Source organism: Mesorhizobium newzealandense, from assembly GCF_042682145.1.
In the GTDB taxonomy this organism is placed as follows: Bacteria; Pseudomonadota; Alphaproteobacteria; order Rhizobiales; family Rhizobiaceae; genus Mesorhizobium; species Mesorhizobium newzealandense.
The window spans coordinates 129185-147689 of sequence record NZ_JBHUGZ010000013.1; the positions used below are offsets into that span (position 1 = coordinate 129185).

Below are 18505 nucleotides of genomic sequence, written 5' to 3' on the forward strand. Positions count from 1 at the left end.
ATGCGTCGATTGATCCGCATTGTCGGCTGGCTCGCGCTCACGCTGGTCGTGCTCATTGTGGTCGCGCTTGTCGGCTTTCGCGGCGCGGCGGCGCTGCGGGAGAACCTGTCACCCGAGGAGGCAGCCCCGGCGGGAGCGCTGTTCGTGACGGTCAACGGCCTGAAGATACACTATCAGGTCTGGGGGCCCCAGGACGGGCCGCCGCTGCTCCTGTTCCACGGCACGGCCTCCTGGGCCGAGACTTACCGCGATATCGCCGCGCCATTGGGAGAACAGGGCTTTCGCGTCATAGCGCCCGACATGCCTCCCTTTGGCTATTCGGAGAGACCGGCCGACCAGGACTATTCGCGCGCCGCCCACGCAAGACGCGTCCTCGGTTTCGCCGACGCGCTCGGCCTTCGCCATTTCAGTGTCGGTGTCCACTCCTATGGCGGCGGTGGCGTGATCGAAGCCGCCTTCTCGGCCCCGGCCCGCATCGACGCGCTGATCCTGCTCGACGTGGCACTTGGCCTCGGCCGGACCGAGGCACCGGCCCTCCCGTTCGCATCCTTCCTGAACAGCGACTGGCCACGCCAGTTGCTGACCGCCTCGACCTTCACCAACCCGCTTATGGTCGGACCTGGCCTGCACTCCTTCATTGAGAACGACGACGTGGTCACCGCCGAACGTATCGCGATCTACGCACGGCCTCTCAATGTCGAAGGCACCACCAATGCGGTTGGCCACTGGCTGTTTACCGGACTGTTCAACGACGAACGAAAATCCCTTGCCGCCAACCCCGCGAACTATCGCACCTTCACGCCGCCCGTTCTCGTCATCTGGGGGCGACAGGATACGACCACGCCCCTCCAACAGGGTGAAGAGATTGCCTCGCTGTTTCCGCATGCCGAACTGGCGGTTCTCGATGGCGTCAACCACATCCCGCAGGTCGAACGTCCGCACGACGTGGTGCGGCTGATGGCGAATTTCCTCAAACGAATCTCGCCGGCCACCCGATAGATCGACTGTTCGGCGCTCCGCCACGCTCATTCCACAATCACGGCCAAATCCCGCCTTGTTCGCGCGCGATTGATGGTTGCATGTCACCCAAAAGCGGATACCGGTTGGGGCAACGACATGCATCGAAATGGGCTGCCGGGGGGCATCTCGAAGGGACAAGACCGTGATCAAGACCGCCCTTGTCGCCATGACCATTGTCGGCTGTGACTGCGACGCCAAGCTTTGCGAATATATAGGCGAGACGCCGGCCAAGTGGTCTACCGTCGCCGAGTGCGAAGCGGCGATGAAGAGCCAGATGCTGCACGAGCGCAATTTCAACTATCCGCTCATCTCCGGCATCTGCCGCGCGAAGGGCTCGTCGTCCTCTTCGCAGCTGGCCGCGACCGCGTCCCGACCGGAACTGAAGCCCGCCAGCCGGTCGGTTGAACCCGAAAGCCCGCTGCCGCCGGAATTGAGCCACCGGCCGAGCGTTCCCGTCGGCTCGCCGACGACGGCCATGGAAGCGGCCGCCGCACGGCCCGTCGCCTATGAAGAAGTGGTCGATGGCGGAACCGGCGTGCTCTATCGGACGAAGAACGGCTACGCCGTGGTCAAGACTGATCTTGGCCGCGCCGCCTCAGCGACCGCCGACATGGCGAAACGCTCGGCGAACTGGTTAGCAGGCCTGGTGCCGAAGGGGCTCTAGTGCCGCTAACGTCTTAGTTTGAATTTCGGCTCACGACCCTTTCGCGACGGCGAGGGAGGCGAAAAAGCCGACCTTTTTGCGGGCCTAGCCGCCAGCTGAAGACCACTCCCGCTAGTGTATCGAACCACTTTGATGACCTACCCTCCGATTGATCCGTTCGACGCAAGTCTCGCTTGATCCGAATTGGGTGCCGATCGACCAGCGCTTTGACGAAGAACGGGGGGTTGGCTTTTGCAACCCTTGTCACGCACGACTGGTCGAACGACGGATTTCTGCAGAACGGAAAAGAAATACTCTCCCTCGTCTTCGCAATCGGGCATATTCCTGCTGTTCTCATTCATGGTCGTCGCGACATCAGCGAGCCAGTGATAACGCCTGGCGCCTCCATAACCATTGGCCGGCAAGCCGCCTGCGGGCCGCAGTCTATGGAACAGATGCACATCGCGCTTGATTCATTCACGACGGGACAATGACCCGTCGTAGAGCGCGAAGGTCGTGTAGCCCATGCTTAGGCAACCTTGCAATTTGAGTTAGATTAGGTCGGTTGCAGTCAGTGCCGGGAGAACCGCCAAGTCTGGCAGCCCGGAGATGGAGGGCTTGCCTTCGCCTCGCCAGATCGCACAGACGACAGCGGCAACTTCGGCGCCGGCGGAGCGCACGAGTCTGGTCGCATCGGCAACCGCACCCCCGGTGGTTATAACATCTTCTACGAGCACGACCTTTCGGCCCTCGATCTGCACACCCTCGACAGCTTTACAGGTACCATATTCCTTGGCCGCCTTTCGTACGAACACCGCTGGCAAGCCGCTTTCCAGCGACATCGCCGTGGCAATCGGGACACCGCCCAATTCGAGCCCGGCGAGAACCTCGGTGCCGCCCGGCACGAGTTGCAGCATGCGCTGCGCCACGCGGCGAAGAAGCATAGGATCGGATTCAAACCAATACTTATCGAAGTATTCAGTCGACGTCTGACCAGAGCGCAGCCTAAAGGTCCCATGAAGGCGCGCGATTGCATTGATATCGGTCCCCAACGAGTCTCTGCTGCTCACGATTGTCTCTCCACAGGCTAACTTTCTTGAATTGGCATAATGCCCGCTCTTGACCCTAACGGCGACATTGATTCAAAGCTTCAAACTTCCCAGATCGATTGTGGCATCTAGCAAGATTGGATTTGAGGCGAGGGATTGCGAGTGATCCAGAATGTATTCGTTCTGCTTCTTGGATTCCCTGGAGTCGGCAAGCTGACCGTCGCCCAAGAGCTCGGCTCGCTGCTTCCTGCCCGGGTCATCGACAGTCATTGGATCAACAATCCTATATTGGGGCTGCTTGACGATGACGGCCGGAGGCCATTGCCCGACTCCGTTTGGGAGCATACTGCGAAGATACGTCAGGCTGTCTTGGACACCATTGCCACCCTCTGCGATCCCAGCGCCAATTTTATCTTCACCCATGCTGGCATTCAGGAGAACACGAGGAGCCTCGCATCCTATGAACAAATGAAAGATGCAGCAGAACGCCGCAGCGCTCTTTTCGTGCCTGTGCGCCTGCTTTGCACCGAAGCGGAGTTGATCCGTCGGGTCGCGTTACCCAGCCGACGTGACCGCCTCAAATCGATTGATCCAGAGGCCGCGCGCCGACGCAGCAGGACAGCCGTCGTGCTTGACCCAAAGCACCCAAACAGCCTTACATTCGATGTGACGGCGGTCAGCGCCGAGGAAACCGCGCGGACGATCTACGCCCGCCTAATTGACCGTCTAGGCTGATAGAAGGCAGCAATTTGCCCACAGCTAGTATCCAAACTGAGACACCCTATAGCTTGACCTTAAGGCTCTGCCAGAACTTGTCGATCAACGGCTTTTCGGTCGCCGCGTTCTCGCCGGCAACACGGGTGATGAACAGCAGCCCCTGATCGGCAAGGCCGAAGCCGACGATCTCGAAATCGGCGGTGTCGGTGCGTGTCTTCACCTTGGCGAGAATGCCGGTCAGTTCCTTGCCGTCGGCAAGCTTGCGCGTCGTCGGCTCCTGCGTCAGCGTCGCACCAGCCTGCACCGATTCCTTGGTCATCTCCTGCAGCATCAGCTGGTTGAGCGAGACCGGATTCATCTTGCCGTATTCCTGCACGACGACGATCGCGCCCAGCGCCGAGGCCATCAGATACTGCGTGATGTTCTCGCCGAGATCGGTCTTGGTCACTGAAATGTCGCTCGGATGGACGAAGGAAAAACTGTCGCCGGAAAAGGTGGCGAAGTCGTTGCGCTCCAGCGTCACCCTGCTCTGTTTGCCGCCGGGCAGCGTCACATTTGTGCTTTCGCCGGGATCGATGTCGACCGTCACGCCGTCGATGGTCAGCTTGAAAGCCTTGAGATCCTCGGCGTGAACCGGTCCAGCGCACAGCGCGATGAGGGTGAGTGCCGCCGCCGATACCATCCGCATTGGTTGTTCTCCTGACGTCTACGCCACCCCGCTCAGCGCCTTGATGGCACGGTAGAAGGTCGAGGAAAACAGTTCCGTCGGGTCATATTGCCGTTTCGAGGCGAGGAAGGCCGGCAGTTCGGGATATGAGGCCAGCAATTCCCTGGCGGTGTAGTGCAGTTGGTAAGGCAGGAAGAACCGCCCGCCATGCTTGATCGTCACGTCGATCAGCGCCCGGGTCAGCGTCCGCATTTTCGCATTGCCGTCGGCATCGGTCGACTGGTTGATGTAGAGCACAAGCGAATAGGCCGGCTCCGGCGCGTAGGTCAGCGCGACATCCTCCTTGTGGACGATGCGCACCGAGGCATTGAGCACCGGCAACGGCTGGTTGCGCAGGATCTCGCGGGCCTCCGTGATGAACTCGATATAGGCGGCGCGCGGGATGAAATACTCGTGCAGGATGTCGGTCTCATCCGTCTGATCGTTGAACAGATAGGGCACCGAATCGTGCATCGGGTTGTTGCGGGTGACCAGACAGGCCTCGCCCTCGGCCATGGCTGAGCTGCGCACCACCGTGCAGCTTTCGAATTTCGGCTCCAGCGTCTTTTCGGTGAACCATTTCAGCTCCTGGAACAGGCTGCCCCATTTCGCCAGATTGATGATCACCCGCTTCAACCCGACCGAACCCGGCTCACCGATCTCAGGCTGATCGGCCGGCGGCCGGTCGGCCACCTTGTCGTAGCGGTAGACGATCATGTCTTCGAGGAAATTGCCCGGCGCCGTCGACAGGTGGCCGTAGAACAGGCCGATCTCCTTGTTCGGCTCCAACACATCGGCGAAGAATTTCGGGAAATCGTCCGATTTGATGATTTCGCGTGAGGTGCGGTAGACCACGTTGTCGACGATATCGAGCGTTGCCTCGAGCACCACGCCGAACAGGCCATAGCCGCCGACGACGTGGCGGAACAGGTCGGCGTTCTCGCTCGGTGAGCAGGTCGTCACCGACCCGTCGGCCAGCATCACCCGCATCGAGCGGATCGAGCCGGCAACCGAACCGGCCTGGTGGTCCATGCCGTGCGCGTTGACCGACAGCGAGCCGCCGACCGAGAAGATGTCGGTCGACTGCATCGCCTTCACCGCGAAGCGCGGATGCAAAAGGTTCTGGATGTCATGCCAGCGCGCGCCCGGCTGCAGGGTCATGGTCTTGGCTGCGGCGTCGACCGTCACCTTGTTGAACTTTCTGAGGTCGAGCACCAGCGCGTTGTCGTCGAAGGCATGGCCGCCCATCGAGTGGCGGATGGCGGCCAGCGACACTTTCAAGCCGTTGGCGCGCGCGAAGGCGACCGCCTTTGCGATGTGGTCCTCCTCGGTGACCTCGACCACGCCGTAGACCGGCGTCATCGACAGGCCGCTGGCATCGTTGATGTCGCCACCCTTGGCCGACCACGGCAGCGAAGCATCGAAGGCCGGCGGGCTGGCAATTGGCTTCAGCGGCAGCGCGATGCCGTCGATATCGGCGATGCGGCCTGCGTTCTTCGGTCCCGAAGGCCCGCGCGCCAGCCGCGCCACCGTGGTGCCGCCCCACAGCACCGCGCCGCCGACGACAGCCGCACCCAGCAGCAATCGCCGCGACAGGCGAAACCCTTTTTGTTCCTCGGCCATGAATATCCCCCGCTGGCCAAGGGATAGCGCGGCTCTTTGGCAAAAACCATAGCGGCGCTGTCGGGACAGCGTTCCGCCTAGAGCAATTCCAGGAAAAGTGTGAATCGGTTTTCCGTCCGGAATTGCGTCAAAACAAAGAGATAGAGCGGTTCGGCGTTTCCGTGAAACGGTGAACCGCTCTGGTCGCCCGGCGTTGAGTGCCGAAGACCATGAAAGTGGCCGGTCCCCGAAGGAACCGGCCAGGTAGTGTGGAACAGGGTCTCAAAAATTCGGTCAGCAGGTCTGCTGACGCACTCGCGTCTACGAAGCCTTCTTGATCGACGTCACCATGCCGGTCTTGTCATCGACAGTCACCGCCACCTTGGCGCCGACCTTCAGCTTCCCGACCGCCGCGTCCGGCGACAGCTGGTAGATCTTGCCGTCGTCGAGGGTGATCGACTTGGTCGTCGGGTCGACGGACTGGATGGTGCCCTGAACGGTCGCGGCATAGGCCGTCCCGAGGAAGGCGAGCATAGCGACGGTGGTTGCGAGGGTCTTCTTCATCGTTGGCACTCCGTGCTGTTTCGGTTTTCCGGTCTGCCGTCTTGGGAAACGACAGCACCGAACGACCCGAAACTGGACTGGAAAGCTCGGCCCGCGCAAATCACGTTGAGTGAATTTTTGCAAACAATATCATAGGCTTAATTCCGACACATTGCTGATGGTGGACGCGACTTCCAATCGCTTCAGTCTCCCCCAAACTCACTTCTTTCCACGGAAAGAGTCATTTAGCCGATTGCGGCGGGCGGCTTTCGACCACCATGCAGCCGCCGCAATCCACCTCGGGCGGCATCACGGAACAGACTGCTGACCGGTCATCGGCACAAATATTGTTTCATGGATCAGTTGAAACCGCCCCCCAAAGCGAATGAAACTCGCGCTCCGGTTGCAAACCAGGAATGGATGCCGGATGGTGTCAACCGTTGCGATGAAGGGGGCCTTCGATGAAGTTTGCAGTCCGGACCATGATAGGCCTGATGCTGGCGTTTGCTCCGGGATTGGCCGGCGCACAAGCCACGGATCCGGACGACGACAAGACGGTGATCTTTACTCCCGGCGATCCCGAGATGGCGGCAGCGACCGCGAAGGCGCTCGCCAGCCTTGATGAATTCCTGGCTTTGTCCGAGGCTCCTCCCTCCGGCACGGACAGGTTCAAATTGAAGGTCAAGGTGCGGGACGGAAACGTCACCGAACACTTCTGGGTCATACCGTTTCGTCGCACCGAGACCGGTTTTGTCGGCATATTGGCGAACCAGCCTGAGGAAGTGCGAAACGTCGTACTCGGCCAGAATATAGAATTCGCCAGGGACGATATTTCCGACTGGGGATACACGCGCGACGGGCGTCAGGTCGGCAGCTTCACTGTCTGTGTGATGTTCAAGAAAATGTCGAAAGAAGAAGCAGATTACATGCGCGACAAATACGGCTTCGACTGCTGACAGCGATTAACCGATCTCGTCCTTCGCGCCGATCTTGCGCACCAGTGCTGCCGTCGCCAGCATGGCGCCCATGTCCGCGATCATCGGTGCGACATGCCTGGTGTAGTCGAGCGGCACCAAGATAGCCGGCAGCTCGAAGAAATTCTTCGTCTGCGGCAACAGCAGGAAACCGTCGCTGCCGTTGAGCGCGACGCGGGCCGGATCGTCCGGCCAGGTCTCGCCCAGCCATTTCAGTGCCTGCGCCAGGCGGCCGCTCACCAGCGGCCGTGCCGCTTCGATGTTGTCGGTGCGGAATTCATAAGCGGCGTCGAGCTCGGGCACACCGGACGACAGGTCCTGCATCTTGCTGGCGAACATGCCGCGGAAGAAGCCGACGACCGCATTGGTCCGCCGGGTCGCCACCAATATTCCCGGGAATGGCTCGATCGCCTCGAAAGCGACGATGACACCCTTGAAGGCCGTCGACGAACCCTTGCCCGACCCTTCCCGCAATTCTGCTTCGTAAAGCTCGAACGGAAACTCCTCGTAGCGACCCGAAACGACATCGTCGAACGACTGCCGGTTGAAGGTCCCGACGGCCTCCCGCGGCAGCCGGTCGAAAGAGTTCGGCCGCCCTCCATGCTGGTAACGCATATCCGCGATGAAGCCGAAGATGATCGGCAGCAGTGTCTCGCGGAACGATTGCTGCAGCCGCCTCGCCGGCTTCATCGCCTGGAAGTAGAGCAGGATCGAAGCCGCGAAGCCAATGACATAGAGAAACACATGCGGCGTCGAGAACCATTGCTCGTTGGGATCGGCGACCTTGTTGAACAGCCAGGCGACCAGCACCACGAACACCAGCACCAGGCCGACGAACAGCGGCACCCGCCAGCGCACCTGCCGAACCGCCGAAGCCCTCGCCGCCTCATAGGTCTCGATGTCTTTCCGGATGCCGGCCGTGACCGCCTCGCTCGGCATGAAATCCGCTGTTTCCATCGCCACCCCCGCAAGCCTGCCTCTGCCAGCGCATGATAGTCGGTTTTGCGGGTGCCGCCAGACGGTTAAGCGTCGACGCCGTTTTGGCTTGGAGGAGAAGGAAAGATAGCCCGCAGCCGACCCTCCACCTTGCTGCGCACTCGCCCCTTCAACCCTTCCACCAGAACCAGTCGCTCATGATCGCCGGCGCGCAGCCGCACAAAGGGATGCAGCCGGTAGGACGCCACGGCGCCGCGCGTAACGGCATCGGCACTGACATCGACGACGAAGATGCCGCCGATACGGCCCGGCCATGGCTGGCGGGCAAGGGCGGTGCCGAGGAAATCGCCGAGCCCATAGGCGACGATCGTCCGGTCGACCCGCTCCACCGGCTGCACGACATGGGTGTGATGGCCGGCGATCAGCCCGACGCCCTGCCCGGCCAGCCGCCTGGCCAGCTCCTGCGTTTCGGCGCGTGGAAAATGCCGGAACTCCCAGTCCCAGTGCGGTACCGCACAGAGAAGATCGACAGCATGGCGCAGCCAGTGCGCTGCATCGCACTCCATCGACACGCGGCCGGCGAACAGGTTTTCATCGGCGTTGCGCCAAAGCGTGAAGGCAGCGAAACCCAATGTCAGGGGCCCGACGGTGACCGCCTCCACCGGACCGCCGGCGACCTCACCGATGGTGCGGATGCCGAGCCGCTTCAGCGCCGCCACCGTGTCGTCGAAACCGGCGACGCCCTGGTCGAGCACGTGATTGTTGGCCAGCGACAGCACGAGTTTTTCGCGTGCGATGCCGGCGGCCGCCAGCGCCTGGCTTAGAAAGCGCTCGCTCATGGCATGGTGCGTGCCGAGCTTTGTCCCCAGCACGGAACTCGGCCTGTCCACGATCGGGCTTTCGCAATTGCCGATTACCAGGTCGGCAGCGCCGAGCAGCGCCTTGATCGCCGGGTCGCAGTCCGGCGCACTGCGGTTGGCCACCGCCGAGATGTCGCCGATGAAGGCGAGCCGCACCGCCTGCTTCGGCGGTGGATCGAGCATGGTTGCCGCGGCTGGCGCAAAGCCGTGGACGTCGCCGCCGAGCGACGGCTTCAAGAAACGGGGCAGCCACGACAGTTTGTAGGAAAGCGGATAGTTCGACACGCCCATGCCCAATCGTTTGCCCTGTGTAGACTGTCCATCTCAAGGGTTGAAGCGCATCCGTCGACAATCGTGCAACGATGGCGATCTGCGCCGACAGGCGCGGCGCTGCAAATATGTGTATGGTCGCATGGCGCGACCAACGCATGGGAGGAAAAGATGACACGAACAGCAAGCCTGCTGGCATCCGCCGTCATTCTGCTTGTGCCTTTGTCTTCCGCGCGCGCCGCAATGCCAGAAGCGGCAGCCGCTCTGTTCGAGGCCAAGACCGTGGCCGCGCGCGACACTGCCCTGTCGACACTGGAGGCCGCCGCGCCAAAAGATCCGGCATCTGCCTATGCGGCCGGCGCCGGCGAGTTCTTCACCGCGCTGGAGCTGCTGGCCAGTGGCCTGCACCGTCATGGTTTCGAGAGCCCGCAATCCTTCATGCTGCCCTTGATGCGGCTTCCGGTGCCGGACAACCCCAACCCCGAGCCGCTGACCTACGAGCAGTTCCGCGCCATTCTGGTCGGCTTCCGCGACCGGCTGGAGAAATCCGCTGCAACGCTGGGCTCGGTGCCGGCCGATGCCGATATCGGCATGGCCATCGACCTCACCCGTGTCGGTATCGACCTCAACGAGGACGGCGCGATCACGCCGGATGAGAGCATGGCCGCCATCATGGCCTCGCTGTCGCGCGGCGGCGGCGCGCCGGACGACGCGGCTCCTTCTCTGACCTTCCGCTTCGATCGCGCCGACGGCTACTGGCTGCAAGGCTATGCCGAGTTCCTGATGGCGCAGGCCGATTTCTGGCTGGCGCATGATTTCAGGAGCACCTTCGACGGCTCGTTCCACATGCTGTTCCCGCGCGCCAAACTGCCGTTGCAGGATATTCTCGTGCCGCCCAGCGGCGACATGGGCAGCAGCATCTTCTCCTCGGAATGGCGCATCGCCGATTTCATCTCGCTGGTGCATCTCGTCAACTGGCCGGTGATCGAACCGGAACGCCGGCAGGCGGCGCGGCGCCACCTGCTCGAAATGATCCGGCTGTCGCGCGAAGACTGGAAAGCGATCCGCGCCGAGACCGACAATGATCGCGAATGGCTGCCCGGACCACAGCAGAAGGGCGAGAACCCGCTTACCGGCCTCGAAGTCGGCGAGGAGCAGGTCGAGGCCTGGCTCGCCACCTTGACCATGGCCGAGGATCTCCTGGAAGGCCGCTTGCTGCTGCCGCATTTCCGCATCACCGGCAAGGGCATCAACATGAAGCGCTTCTTCGACGAGCCAAAACCCTTCGACCTGGTGCTGTCGATCACCGGCCCGGCCATCGCGCCCTATCTCGAAAGCGGCAAGATCCTGACCAGCGACGATTTCGACCAAATCCAGCGCCAGTTCGGCGGCGCAGGGTTCCTGACCTTCGCGCTGTGGTTCAACTGAAGTTGGCCATCCCAGACTGAGGGAAGTGCACCCCAATGGCCGTCGAGAGGCGACCGTGCGGACGGAGAAATTGTGGCAGGAGGGCAACAGTTTTGCCGGTCACGACGGCCTATTCGGCAATGCTCAATGGCGCGCGCTGTTGTCGCAGGACTCGCTGAACGGCCTTTTGGATAAATTAGCAAGAGCTGTTTTGCTTGACTCGGACGGCAAAAACAGGCAGCAAAACAGCATTGGAGGGGCTCCAATACCGCGTTCATGGTCGTGGACAAGCCTTCTAGGGCACAAAGTCCACGTCTTCTCGTTAGGTTTTGAGAGGGATTGGTTAACCAACTTTGTCCATATTTTGAAGCAATCGGCAACTAACGACAGGCGCGGCAAACGCGTCGGGGACCACCTGGGATCACTCACAGAATGGTCGTCGCGGCTATCACAGCCGCGGACGTGGGAGCCGATTGGAGCAAGATTGGTGCATGGCGTTCTTGAGTAAAAAAATTGTCGGGGATGTGCGTTGGGACGGCGAGACCGCCTGCGACGCGCCACGTTCCTCTTCCTTCACCCCTGAACGGATCGTCCGCTGGGTCGCGGTGCCCGGCGTCAGCGCGGCCATTGGCCTGTGGCTGGTCGGCACCATGGCTGGCCTCAGTTCCGTCGGCGCCTCGCTGTCGGCGACATCAGGTGGCTTGCCACAGACGCTTTCGATGCCGAGATCGCTCGCCTTGGCCGATCCGCTGAAACAGCGTTTCCTGACATCTTCGGCGCCGTTCGCGCTCGCCAATGCCCATGGCGCCAAAGAGGCGCTGCATGACCATGCCGTGCAATGCGGCGCCCACTGCTTCAAGCTGGCGGGGGTCAGCCCGCAGGCGGAGAAATCCGCTCGCCTCGTGGCGCAGGCAAAGCCAGCCCCGATGGCCGTAAAATCGAAATCGCAGGAGCGTTTCGAACGCATGGAGGCGTCGCTGTCGCCGACCAGGCTTGCCGCTGCCTTCGCTAGCGTGGGAAAACCTGTCGTCGCGGCCAACCCACCCGCGCGCCCCGTCATTTCCACTGTCGCGCCGCAAATTGCCGAGGCATCCCTGGTGCCATCCGTCAAGGTCATGGCCAGCCTGTCGGATGACATGCCGGCTCCGGCGGCGGAACGCTTCGCCCGGATGGATACCGGCTCCGTCGTCGTGCAGACGGCGCCGCAGCCGATGCGCTTTGCCCAGCCGGATGTGGAGACGCCAGACAACGCGCAGTTGGCGCTTGCCCTCGTCCAATCGCTGCCGGTCGACGGCGAGGCATTCGCCTCACCACTGCCGATTGAGGAATCGTCGGCCGATATCGCGGTTTCGCCTGTCGAAACCCAGCAGGAACAGCCCGGCGATGCCGCCTCGCTGTCGGATGCGTTGACCGACGAGGTGCCGTTGCCGACCCGACGCCCGCAGTTCGACGCACCGCAGCAGCCCAAGGTCGTGCAGCCGTCGAAGCCCGTCGTCGTGCAGCAGTCGAAGCCCGCCCAGCAGCAGAAACCGGCTCGTGAGACGGTTCAGCAAGCCCAGCCGTCCAAGCCGGCGCGGCAAGGTCGGCCGGCCGATGGCGGCGACGTGCTGGCCTATGCCAAGCCGGACACACCTTCGGGCGGCCTCGGCAAGGCATTCAAGAACCTGTTCAACGCGCCGGGCGGCTCCAGCAGCGGAGCCAGCAGTGGCGTCGCCGTCTACGACATCAGCGCCGGCACCGTCTACATGCCTGACGGCTCGAGGCTCGAGGCGCATTCGGGTATCGGCGCCATGGCGGACCAGCCGCGCTATGCCGACCAGAAGAACCGCGGACCGACACCGCCCAACACCTACAATCTGTCGCTGCGCGAGTCGCGCTTTCATGGCGTGGAGGCCTTGCGCCTAACACCGGTCGATGGCCGCAACAAATACAATCGCGACGGCCTGCTGGCCCATACCTACCTGCTTCGAGGCCGCTACGCCCAGTCGAGCGGTTGCGTCGCCTTCAAGGACTATGCGCGCTTCCTCGCCGCATTCAAGAAGGGCAAAATCAAACGCCTCGTTGTGGTGCCGCGCCTGTCGTCTTCGCCGACCCGGGTCGCATCCGCCGCCAGGGGCGCGTAATACCAAAAGGCATTCGGTCACATCCTGTCGCCGGCTCCTGACAGCCTACTGTCAGGAGCCGCGTCGTCCGATACGCCTGTCCCCACCGCACTCTTTCCATTTTGGCCAAGACCTCCCATATTCGGGACATGGCCAAATCCCCCGATAAAAAAACGCCGCCGACGGCGAATGACGACCGCGCCGCGCCGAAGCGGCGCAGCCCGCTGACTGATTTCCTCGACGCCTCAGAGCCGCTGCACAGAGGCGGCTTCGCCGAGATGCCGCAGCCTGAGCTGTCGGGCACCCCGCTGACCGGTTCGATCGCCGATTGGGCCGAGCAGATCGAGCAGGAGGCCGAAAAGGAAGGACGTCTCGTCGGCAAGGGTGACGCCGGCAAGTCGCCGAAGCCATCGAAAAAGATACCCGAGCGCTCGTCTTCGCCGGGCCGCAGTTCGCGCGGCACCTCTATGGGTGGCGCGGCAACCGCCAGGGAACGCACCGCCGCCGGCCTCAATCCGGTCGCAGGCCTCGACATTTCGCTGGAAGACGCCGAGACGATGGCCTCGGGCAGCGTCACCGCCACGGTGGCCGCGCTGTCGGCGCTGATCGAATCCGGCAATCCCCTGCACAAGGACGGCGTGCTGTGGACGCCGCACCGCCCTGCCCGCCCGGAAAAATCCGAGGGTGGCATCGCCATCAAGATGGTGTCGGATTTCGAGCCGGCCGGCGACCAGCCGACGGCGATCAAGGACCTGGTCGAAGGCGTCGACAACAGCGACCGCACCCAGGTGCTGCTCGGCGTCACCGGCTCCGGAAAGACCTTCACCATGGCCAAGGTGATCGAGCAGACGCAGCGCCCTGCCCTGATCCTGGCGCCGAACAAGACGCTGGCCGCGCAGCTCTATTCCGAGTTCAAGAAATTCTTCCCGGAAAACGCCGTCGAGTATTTCGTCTCCTATTACGACTACTACCAGCCGGAAGCCTACGTCCCGCGCACCGACACCTTCATCGAGAAGGAGTCCTCGATCAACGAGCAGATCGATCGCATGCGCCATTCGGCGACGCGCTCGCTGCTCGAGCGCGACGACGTCATCATCGTCGCCTCGGTGTCCTGCATCTACGGTATCGGCTCGGTCGAAACCTACACGGCGATGACCTTCCAGATGCAGATCGGCGACCGGCTCGACCAGCGCGCGCTGCTCGCCGACCTCGTCGCCCAGCAATACAAGCGACAGGACATCAACTTCGTCCGCGGCTCGTTCCGCGTGCGCGGCGACACGATCGAGATCTTCCCTGCCCACCTTGAGGATCGCGCCTGGCGCATCTCGATGTTCGGCGACGAGATCGAGCAGATCACCGAGTTCGACCCGCTGACCGGCCAGAAGACCGGCGAACTGAAAAGCGTCAAGATCTACGCCAACTCGCACTATGTGACGCCGCGCCCGACCCTCAACCAGGCGATCAAGTCGATCAAGGAAGAGCTCAAGCACCGGCTGGTGGAACTCGAGCGCGCCGGCCGGCTGCTGGAGGCGCAGCGGCTGGAACAGCGCTGCCGCTTCGATCTGGAGATGCTCGAAGCCACCGGCTCCTGCGCCGGCATCGAGAACTATTCGCGCTATCTGACTGGCCGCCAGCCGGGCGATCCGCCGCCGACGCTGTTTGAATACATTCCCGACAATGCGCTGGTCTTCATCGACGAAAGCCACGTCACTGTGCCGCAGATCGGCGGCATGTATCGCGGCGACTTCAGGCGCAAGGCGACGCTGGCCGAATACGGCTTCCGCCTGCCGTCCTGCATGGACAACCGGCCGCTGCGCTTCGAGGAATGGGACGCCATGCGGCCGCTTTCCGTCGCCGTCTCGGCGACGCCGGGCGGCTGGGAAATGGAGCAGGCCGGCGGCGTCTTCGCCGAGCAGGTCATCCGCCCGACCGGGCTGATCGACCCGCCGGTTGAAGTGCGCCCGGCGAAAAGCCAGGTCGACGATGTCGTCGGCGAGATCCGCGAGACCACCAAGGCCGGCTACCGTACGCTGGTGACGGTGCTGACCAAGCGGATGGCCGAGGACCTGACCGAATATTTGCACGAACAAGGCGTGCGCGTGCGCTACATGCACTCCGACATCGACACGCTGGAGCGCATCGAGATCCTGCGTGACCTGCGGCTCGGCGCCTTCGACGTGCTGGTCGGCATCAACCTGCTGCGCGAGGGCCTCGACATTCCCGAATGCGGCTTCGTCGCCATTCTCGATGCCGACAAGGAAGGTTTTTTGCGTTCGGAAACCTCGCTGATCCAGACCATCGGCCGCGCCGCCCGCAATGTCGACGGCAAGGTCATTCTCTACGCCGACCAGGTCACCGGCTCGATGGAACGGGCGATGGCCGAGACCAGCCGCCGCCGCGAAAAGCAGATGGAGTGGAACGCCGCCAACGGCATCACGCCGGAATCGGTGAAGTCGCGCATCTCCGACATTCTCGATTCCGTCTATGAGAAAGACCACGTCCGCGCCGACATCTCGCAGTTCACCGACAGCGCCGGCGCCATGATGGGCAACAACCTCAAGGCCCATCTCGACGCGATGGAGAAACAGATGCGTGACGCCGCCGCTAATCTCGACTTCGAGAAGGCAGCCCGCATCCGCGACGAGATCAAGCGCCTGCGCGAGATGGAACTGTCCATCTCCGAAGACCCGTTGGCCAAATATGCCGACATGGAAAGCCCGGTTTCGGGCCGCGAAAAGGGCAAGCACAACAAGGGCGTGGCCAAACACCGTACATCAGAGGAACAGGAGCGTTTTCGCAAGCTCGACGAAGCACGTGCCGCCGAAGAGGCCGCCAGGGCTGACCGGTCCAACCTCTTCCGCAAGCCAGCGCTTGACGAGATGGGCGCCGATGGCGCCGTGCCGGTGAAGAAGCCGTTGTTCGCCAAACCCTCGATTGACGACATGGGGCCGGGCACCGACATGCCGACGCCGGCAGGTGCCGTGTCGCGCTCGCTGTTCAAGAAACAGTCGGCCGAAGAGGCGCATGGTTCCGACTTCGGCATTCCCGGCGAGCCGGCAAAGCCGCTATTCAAAAAGAACTCGCTCGACGAGATGACGGTGCGGCGCACGGAAAAGCCGGTTGAAGGGAAAGTGCCGGCAAAGCCACAGCCGATCTCCCCCCATGTGGGGGAGATGCCCGGCAGGGCAGAGGGGGGCGCGAAGGAACGCGACGGTAAACCAATCGTCCGCCAGCGCGCCGGCATCGGCTCTTACGAGGATCCAGGCGACGCCCGCCGCGAAAAGCGCCGACCCGGCAAGACAGGGCGGCCGGGGAAGTAGAGCTTTTCCCTTCTCTCCTTGTGGGAGAAGGAAGTACCCGTCTGCCACCGTTGCGAAACTTCCGACGCCAGCCACTAGAATGCGCGATGATCGTCACTCGCAGACTTCAGGAAGACGAGTTCAAGGCTTGCTTTGCCGAGCCTATGACGAACGTAACCGCGGCGGCAGAGGCTGCAGTGGACATATGGCCATATGTCGAAGCGCTGGATCTGGATGAGATCGGGCTGCCCTATCTGAACGATGTCCACTACGTCTACCGGGATGCCCAAAACCGGTTTGACCAAGTTTTGATTGGCACCGGCAGATTCAACGCCCTTCTTGTGATCGTTGTTGACCTTGGCAGAAGAACGGTGTTCGGGCATTTCCTACTCGACTTGAACAAGGAGTACGGAGTAAGCGGAGGCCACTTAAGATCGGTGTGACGGTAGCCGCCGATTGCCCACCGTCCTTGGCCCACTTGCTTCCACCCCCGCCTTTGGTGTAATCGCTCCGCACACTCAACGTCTTGTCTTGAAAGGAGGGCTCACGTGTTCACGTTTCATCGTCACCATCGTCAGCGTGGCCCGATTTCTGCCCTGCGAGCTAGCTTGCAGGGCTGACCAGGGACGGTCCGGGTTTTTCCCGCTTCGATTTTTTGGTCTGCCCTTCATGGTGCTGCGACGCCTGTTCTGATGGCCAGCACGCGCACCGTCAAAGTGCATCCGGAGCTGTCTCCGGCAAGACCAGAGAAATCACAATGGCCCTGATCAGCCTCAAATCCCTCGGCGTCACCATGAGTGCGCCGCTCTTTGCCAATCTCGACCTCACCATCGGCGCCGGCGACCGGCTCGGCATCGTTGCCGCCAACGGCCGCGGCAAGTCGACTTTGCTCAAATGCCTGACCGGCGAGATGGAACCGACCTCCGGCGACATCACCCGCACGCGCGGCCTGCGCGTCGGCCATGTCGAACAGTCCGTTGCTCCTGCCCTTCTGAGCCGCATGTTCCATCAGGTGGTGGCCGACGCCTTGCCGCCGGAGCAGGCCGAAAGCGAGCTGTGGCGGGTCGACGTCGTTCTCGATTCGCTCGACGTGCCGGAGCCGATGCGCGAGCGAGAAATGCAGGCGCTGAGCGGCGGCTGGCAGAGGCTGGCGCTGATCGCCCGCGTCTGGGTCACCGATCCGGATGTGCTGCTGCTCGACGAGCCGACCAACCATCTCGACCTGGCCAGGATCAGCCAGCTCGAGACCTGGCTGAACACGCTGCCGCGCGAGGTGCCGGTGGTGATCGCCAGCCATGACCGCGCCTTCCTCGACGCCACCACCAACCGGACGCTGTTCCTGCGCCCGGAACAGTCGCCCGTATTTGCGCTGCCCTACTCCCGGGCAAGACAGGCGCTCGACGACGTCGACGCTTCGACCGAGCGAAAATTCCAGCGCGACATGAAGGTGGCGCAGCAATTGCGCCGGCAGGCCGCCAAGCTCAACAACATCGGCATCAATTCGGGCAGCGACCTTTTGACGGTCAAGACCAAGCAGCTCAACCAGCGCGCGGAGCGCCTGGAAGAGGCGGCGGCTCCAGCGCATCGCGAGAAATCGGCCGGTGCGATCCGGCTCGCCAATCGCGGCACCCACGCCAAGGTGCTGATCACGCTCGACGACGCGGCGGTGGAAACACCCGACGGCGCGCTGCTGTTCAGGACCGGCAAGCGCCACATCTGCCAAGGCGACCGCATCGTCCTGCTCGGCCGCAACGGCGTCGGCAAGTCGCGCTTTGTCACCCTGATCCGCAACGCCATCCTTGAGCCTGAAGCCGTGCAGAACGTGAAGGTGACGCCGTCGACCGTACTCGGCTACAGCGACCAGGCGCTGTCCGGCATCAGCGGCGACGACACGCCGCTGGCGATGGTTTCGCGCCGCTACGATGTCGCCGAACAGCGCGCGCGCTCGCTGCTCGCCGGTGCCGGCGTCGGCATCGACATGCAGGAGCGGAGGATCGGCGTGCTGTCGGGCGGCCAAAAGGCGCGGCTGATGATGCTGGCGCTCAGGCTCGCCAACCCCAACTTCTATCTGCTCGATGAGCCGACCAACCATCTCGACATAGATGGCCAGGAAGCGCTGGAGGCAGAGCTGCTGGCGCATCAGGCAAGCTGCGTGCTCGCCTCGCACGACCGCTCCTTCATCCGCGCCATCGGCAACCGCTTCTGGCTGATCGAGAAGCGGCGGCTGACCGAAGTCGAGGACCCGGAGGATTTCTTCCGCTCGGTGGCCGAGGGCACCGGCTGAAGAAAGGCCAGGCGTCCGCCGGGCCGGCATTCGAGTGCTGCCGGCCACACTTCCCCGGTGGCCGCAAAAGGCGCATCCTGAGATTTCGCAAAC

Annotated in this window: 16 protein-coding genes; 10 read left to right on the forward strand and 6 right to left on the reverse strand. The window is 62.8% G+C overall.

Annotated elements, in window-relative coordinates:
- The 3 genes from ACFSOZ_RS20250 to ACFSOZ_RS20260 all read left to right on the forward strand — a co-directional run bounded on the left by ACFSOZ_RS20250 (window position 1) and on the right by ACFSOZ_RS20260 (window position 2157).
- Window positions 1-999, forward strand: coding sequence for an alpha/beta fold hydrolase (locus ACFSOZ_RS20250; protein ID WP_379100793.1), 999 nt, complete (start codon window positions 1-3; stop codon window positions 997-999).
- A 163-nt stretch (window positions 1000-1162) separates the two neighbouring features.
- The gene (locus ACFSOZ_RS20255) at window positions 1163-1684 is read left to right on the forward strand and encodes a hypothetical protein (RefSeq protein WP_379100796.1); all 522 of its coding nucleotides are present in this window, start codon (window positions 1163-1165) and stop codon (window positions 1682-1684) included.
- Between the two features lie 224 nt (window positions 1685-1908).
- Window positions 1909-2157: a hypothetical protein gene (locus ACFSOZ_RS20260; RefSeq protein ID WP_379100799.1), complete on the forward strand. Its 249-nt coding sequence runs from the start codon at window positions 1909-1911 to the stop codon at window positions 2155-2157.
- 57 nt (window positions 2158-2214) lie between these two features.
- Here the strand turns inward: ACFSOZ_RS20260 and pyrE are convergent, their stop codons facing one another.
- Complete coding sequence (pyrE, locus tag ACFSOZ_RS20265) at window positions 2215-2733, reverse strand: orotate phosphoribosyltransferase (protein ID WP_379100800.1); 519 nt, start codon at window positions 2731-2733, stop codon at window positions 2215-2217.
- Window positions 2734-2877: 144 nt separating this feature from the next.
- On the opposite strand from pyrE, the gene ACFSOZ_RS20270 reads away from it, so the two are divergent.
- Window positions 2878-3447, forward strand: a complete 570-nt coding sequence (locus ACFSOZ_RS20270; RefSeq protein ID WP_379101001.1) for a P-loop nucleotide/nucleoside kinase family protein — start codon at window positions 2878-2880, stop codon at window positions 3445-3447.
- Window positions 3448-3493: 46 nt separating this feature from the next.
- Here ACFSOZ_RS20270 and ACFSOZ_RS20275 read toward each other — a convergent pair whose 3' ends face one another.
- From ACFSOZ_RS20275 to ACFSOZ_RS20285, 3 genes are all read right to left on the reverse strand, one after another.
- Window positions 3494-4117: a hypothetical protein gene (locus ACFSOZ_RS20275; protein WP_379100802.1), complete on the reverse strand. Its 624-nt coding sequence runs from the start codon at window positions 4115-4117 to the stop codon at window positions 3494-3496.
- A gap of 18 nt (window positions 4118-4135) precedes the next feature.
- Window positions 4136-5758, reverse strand: a complete 1623-nt coding sequence (locus ACFSOZ_RS20280) for an FAD-binding protein (protein ID WP_379100804.1) — start codon at window positions 5756-5758, stop codon at window positions 4136-4138.
- Window positions 5759-6058: 300 nt separating this feature from the next.
- The gene (locus ACFSOZ_RS20285) at window positions 6059-6301 is read right to left on the reverse strand and encodes a DUF1344 domain-containing protein (protein WP_379100806.1); all 243 of its coding nucleotides are present in this window, start codon (window positions 6299-6301) and stop codon (window positions 6059-6061) included.
- Between the two features lie 440 nt (window positions 6302-6741).
- On the opposite strand from ACFSOZ_RS20285, the gene ACFSOZ_RS20290 reads away from it, so the two are divergent.
- A complete protein-coding gene (locus ACFSOZ_RS20290; RefSeq protein WP_379100808.1) occupies window positions 6742-7236 on the forward strand; it encodes a YegJ family protein in 495 nt (164 codons plus the stop codon).
- 6 nt (window positions 7237-7242) lie between these two features.
- On the opposite strand, the gene ACFSOZ_RS20295 is transcribed toward ACFSOZ_RS20290, so the two are convergent.
- Complete coding sequence (locus ACFSOZ_RS20295; RefSeq protein WP_379100810.1) at window positions 7243-8211, reverse strand: hypothetical protein; 969 nt, start codon at window positions 8209-8211, stop codon at window positions 7243-7245.
- A gap of 65 nt (window positions 8212-8276) precedes the next feature.
- Window positions 8277-9335 carry a CapA family protein gene (locus ACFSOZ_RS20300; RefSeq protein ID WP_379101004.1) on the reverse strand — a complete coding sequence of 353 codons (1059 nt, stop codon included), beginning with the start codon at window positions 9333-9335 and terminating at the stop codon, window positions 8277-8279.
- 156 nt (window positions 9336-9491) lie between these two features.
- On the opposite strand from ACFSOZ_RS20300, the gene ACFSOZ_RS20305 reads away from it, so the two are divergent.
- From ACFSOZ_RS20305 to ACFSOZ_RS20325, 5 genes are all read left to right on the forward strand, one after another.
- The gene (locus ACFSOZ_RS20305; protein WP_379100813.1) at window positions 9492-10748 is read left to right on the forward strand and encodes a hypothetical protein; all 1257 of its coding nucleotides are present in this window, start codon (window positions 9492-9494) and stop codon (window positions 10746-10748) included.
- Window positions 10749-11218: 470 nt separating this feature from the next.
- Entirely contained in the window at window positions 11219-12850 is a 1632-nt protein-coding gene (locus ACFSOZ_RS20310; protein ID WP_379100816.1) for a DUF2778 domain-containing protein, read from the forward strand.
- A gap of 128 nt (window positions 12851-12978) precedes the next feature.
- On the forward strand, window positions 12979-16149 hold the full coding sequence (uvrB, locus tag ACFSOZ_RS20315; protein ID WP_379100819.1) for an excinuclease ABC subunit UvrB: 3171 nt from the start codon (window positions 12979-12981) through the stop codon (window positions 16147-16149).
- An 86-nt stretch (window positions 16150-16235) separates the two neighbouring features.
- The gene (locus tag ACFSOZ_RS20320) at window positions 16236-16571 is read left to right on the forward strand and encodes a hypothetical protein (RefSeq protein ID WP_379100822.1); all 336 of its coding nucleotides are present in this window, start codon (window positions 16236-16238) and stop codon (window positions 16569-16571) included.
- Window positions 16572-16885: 314 nt separating this feature from the next.
- A complete protein-coding gene (locus tag ACFSOZ_RS20325; RefSeq protein ID WP_379100824.1) occupies window positions 16886-18412 on the forward strand; it encodes an ABC-F family ATP-binding cassette domain-containing protein in 1527 nt (508 codons plus the stop codon).
- The last annotated feature ends 93 nt before the right edge of the window (window positions 18413-18505 follow it).

What these genes read in the sequence shown, in the direction of transcription:
- ACFSOZ_RS20320 (WP_379100822.1), top strand. Translation starts at nt 16,236, where the DNA reads ATGATCGTCACTCGCAGACTTCAGGAAGACGAGTTCAAGGCTTGCTTT.
- ACFSOZ_RS20305 (WP_379100813.1), top strand. Translation starts at nt 9,492, where the DNA reads ATGACACGAACAGCAAGCCTGCTGGCATCCGCCGTCATTCTGCTTGTG.
- ACFSOZ_RS20295 (WP_379100810.1), bottom strand. Translation starts at nt 8,211, where the DNA reads ATGGAAACAGCGGATTTCATGCCGAGCGAGGCGGTCACGGCCGGCATC.
- uvrB (WP_379100819.1), top strand. Translation starts at nt 12,979, where the DNA reads ATGGCCAAATCCCCCGATAAAAAAACGCCGCCGACGGCGAATGACGAC.
- ACFSOZ_RS20250 (WP_379100793.1), top strand. Translation starts at nt 1, where the DNA reads ATGCGTCGATTGATCCGCATTGTCGGCTGGCTCGCGCTCACGCTGGTC.
- ACFSOZ_RS20275 (WP_379100802.1), bottom strand. Translation starts at nt 4,117, where the DNA reads ATGCGGATGGTATCGGCGGCGGCACTCACCCTCATCGCGCTGTGCGCT.
- ACFSOZ_RS20325 (WP_379100824.1), top strand. Translation starts at nt 16,886, where the DNA reads ATGGCCCTGATCAGCCTCAAATCCCTCGGCGTCACCATGAGTGCGCCG.
- ACFSOZ_RS20310 (WP_379100816.1), top strand. Translation starts at nt 11,219, where the DNA reads ATGGCGTTCTTGAGTAAAAAAATTGTCGGGGATGTGCGTTGGGACGGC.
- ACFSOZ_RS20290 (WP_379100808.1), top strand. Translation starts at nt 6,742, where the DNA reads ATGAAGTTTGCAGTCCGGACCATGATAGGCCTGATGCTGGCGTTTGCT.
- ACFSOZ_RS20280 (WP_379100804.1), bottom strand. Translation starts at nt 5,758, where the DNA reads ATGGCCGAGGAACAAAAAGGGTTTCGCCTGTCGCGGCGATTGCTGCTG.
- ACFSOZ_RS20285 (WP_379100806.1), bottom strand. Translation starts at nt 6,301, where the DNA reads ATGAAGAAGACCCTCGCAACCACCGTCGCTATGCTCGCCTTCCTCGGG.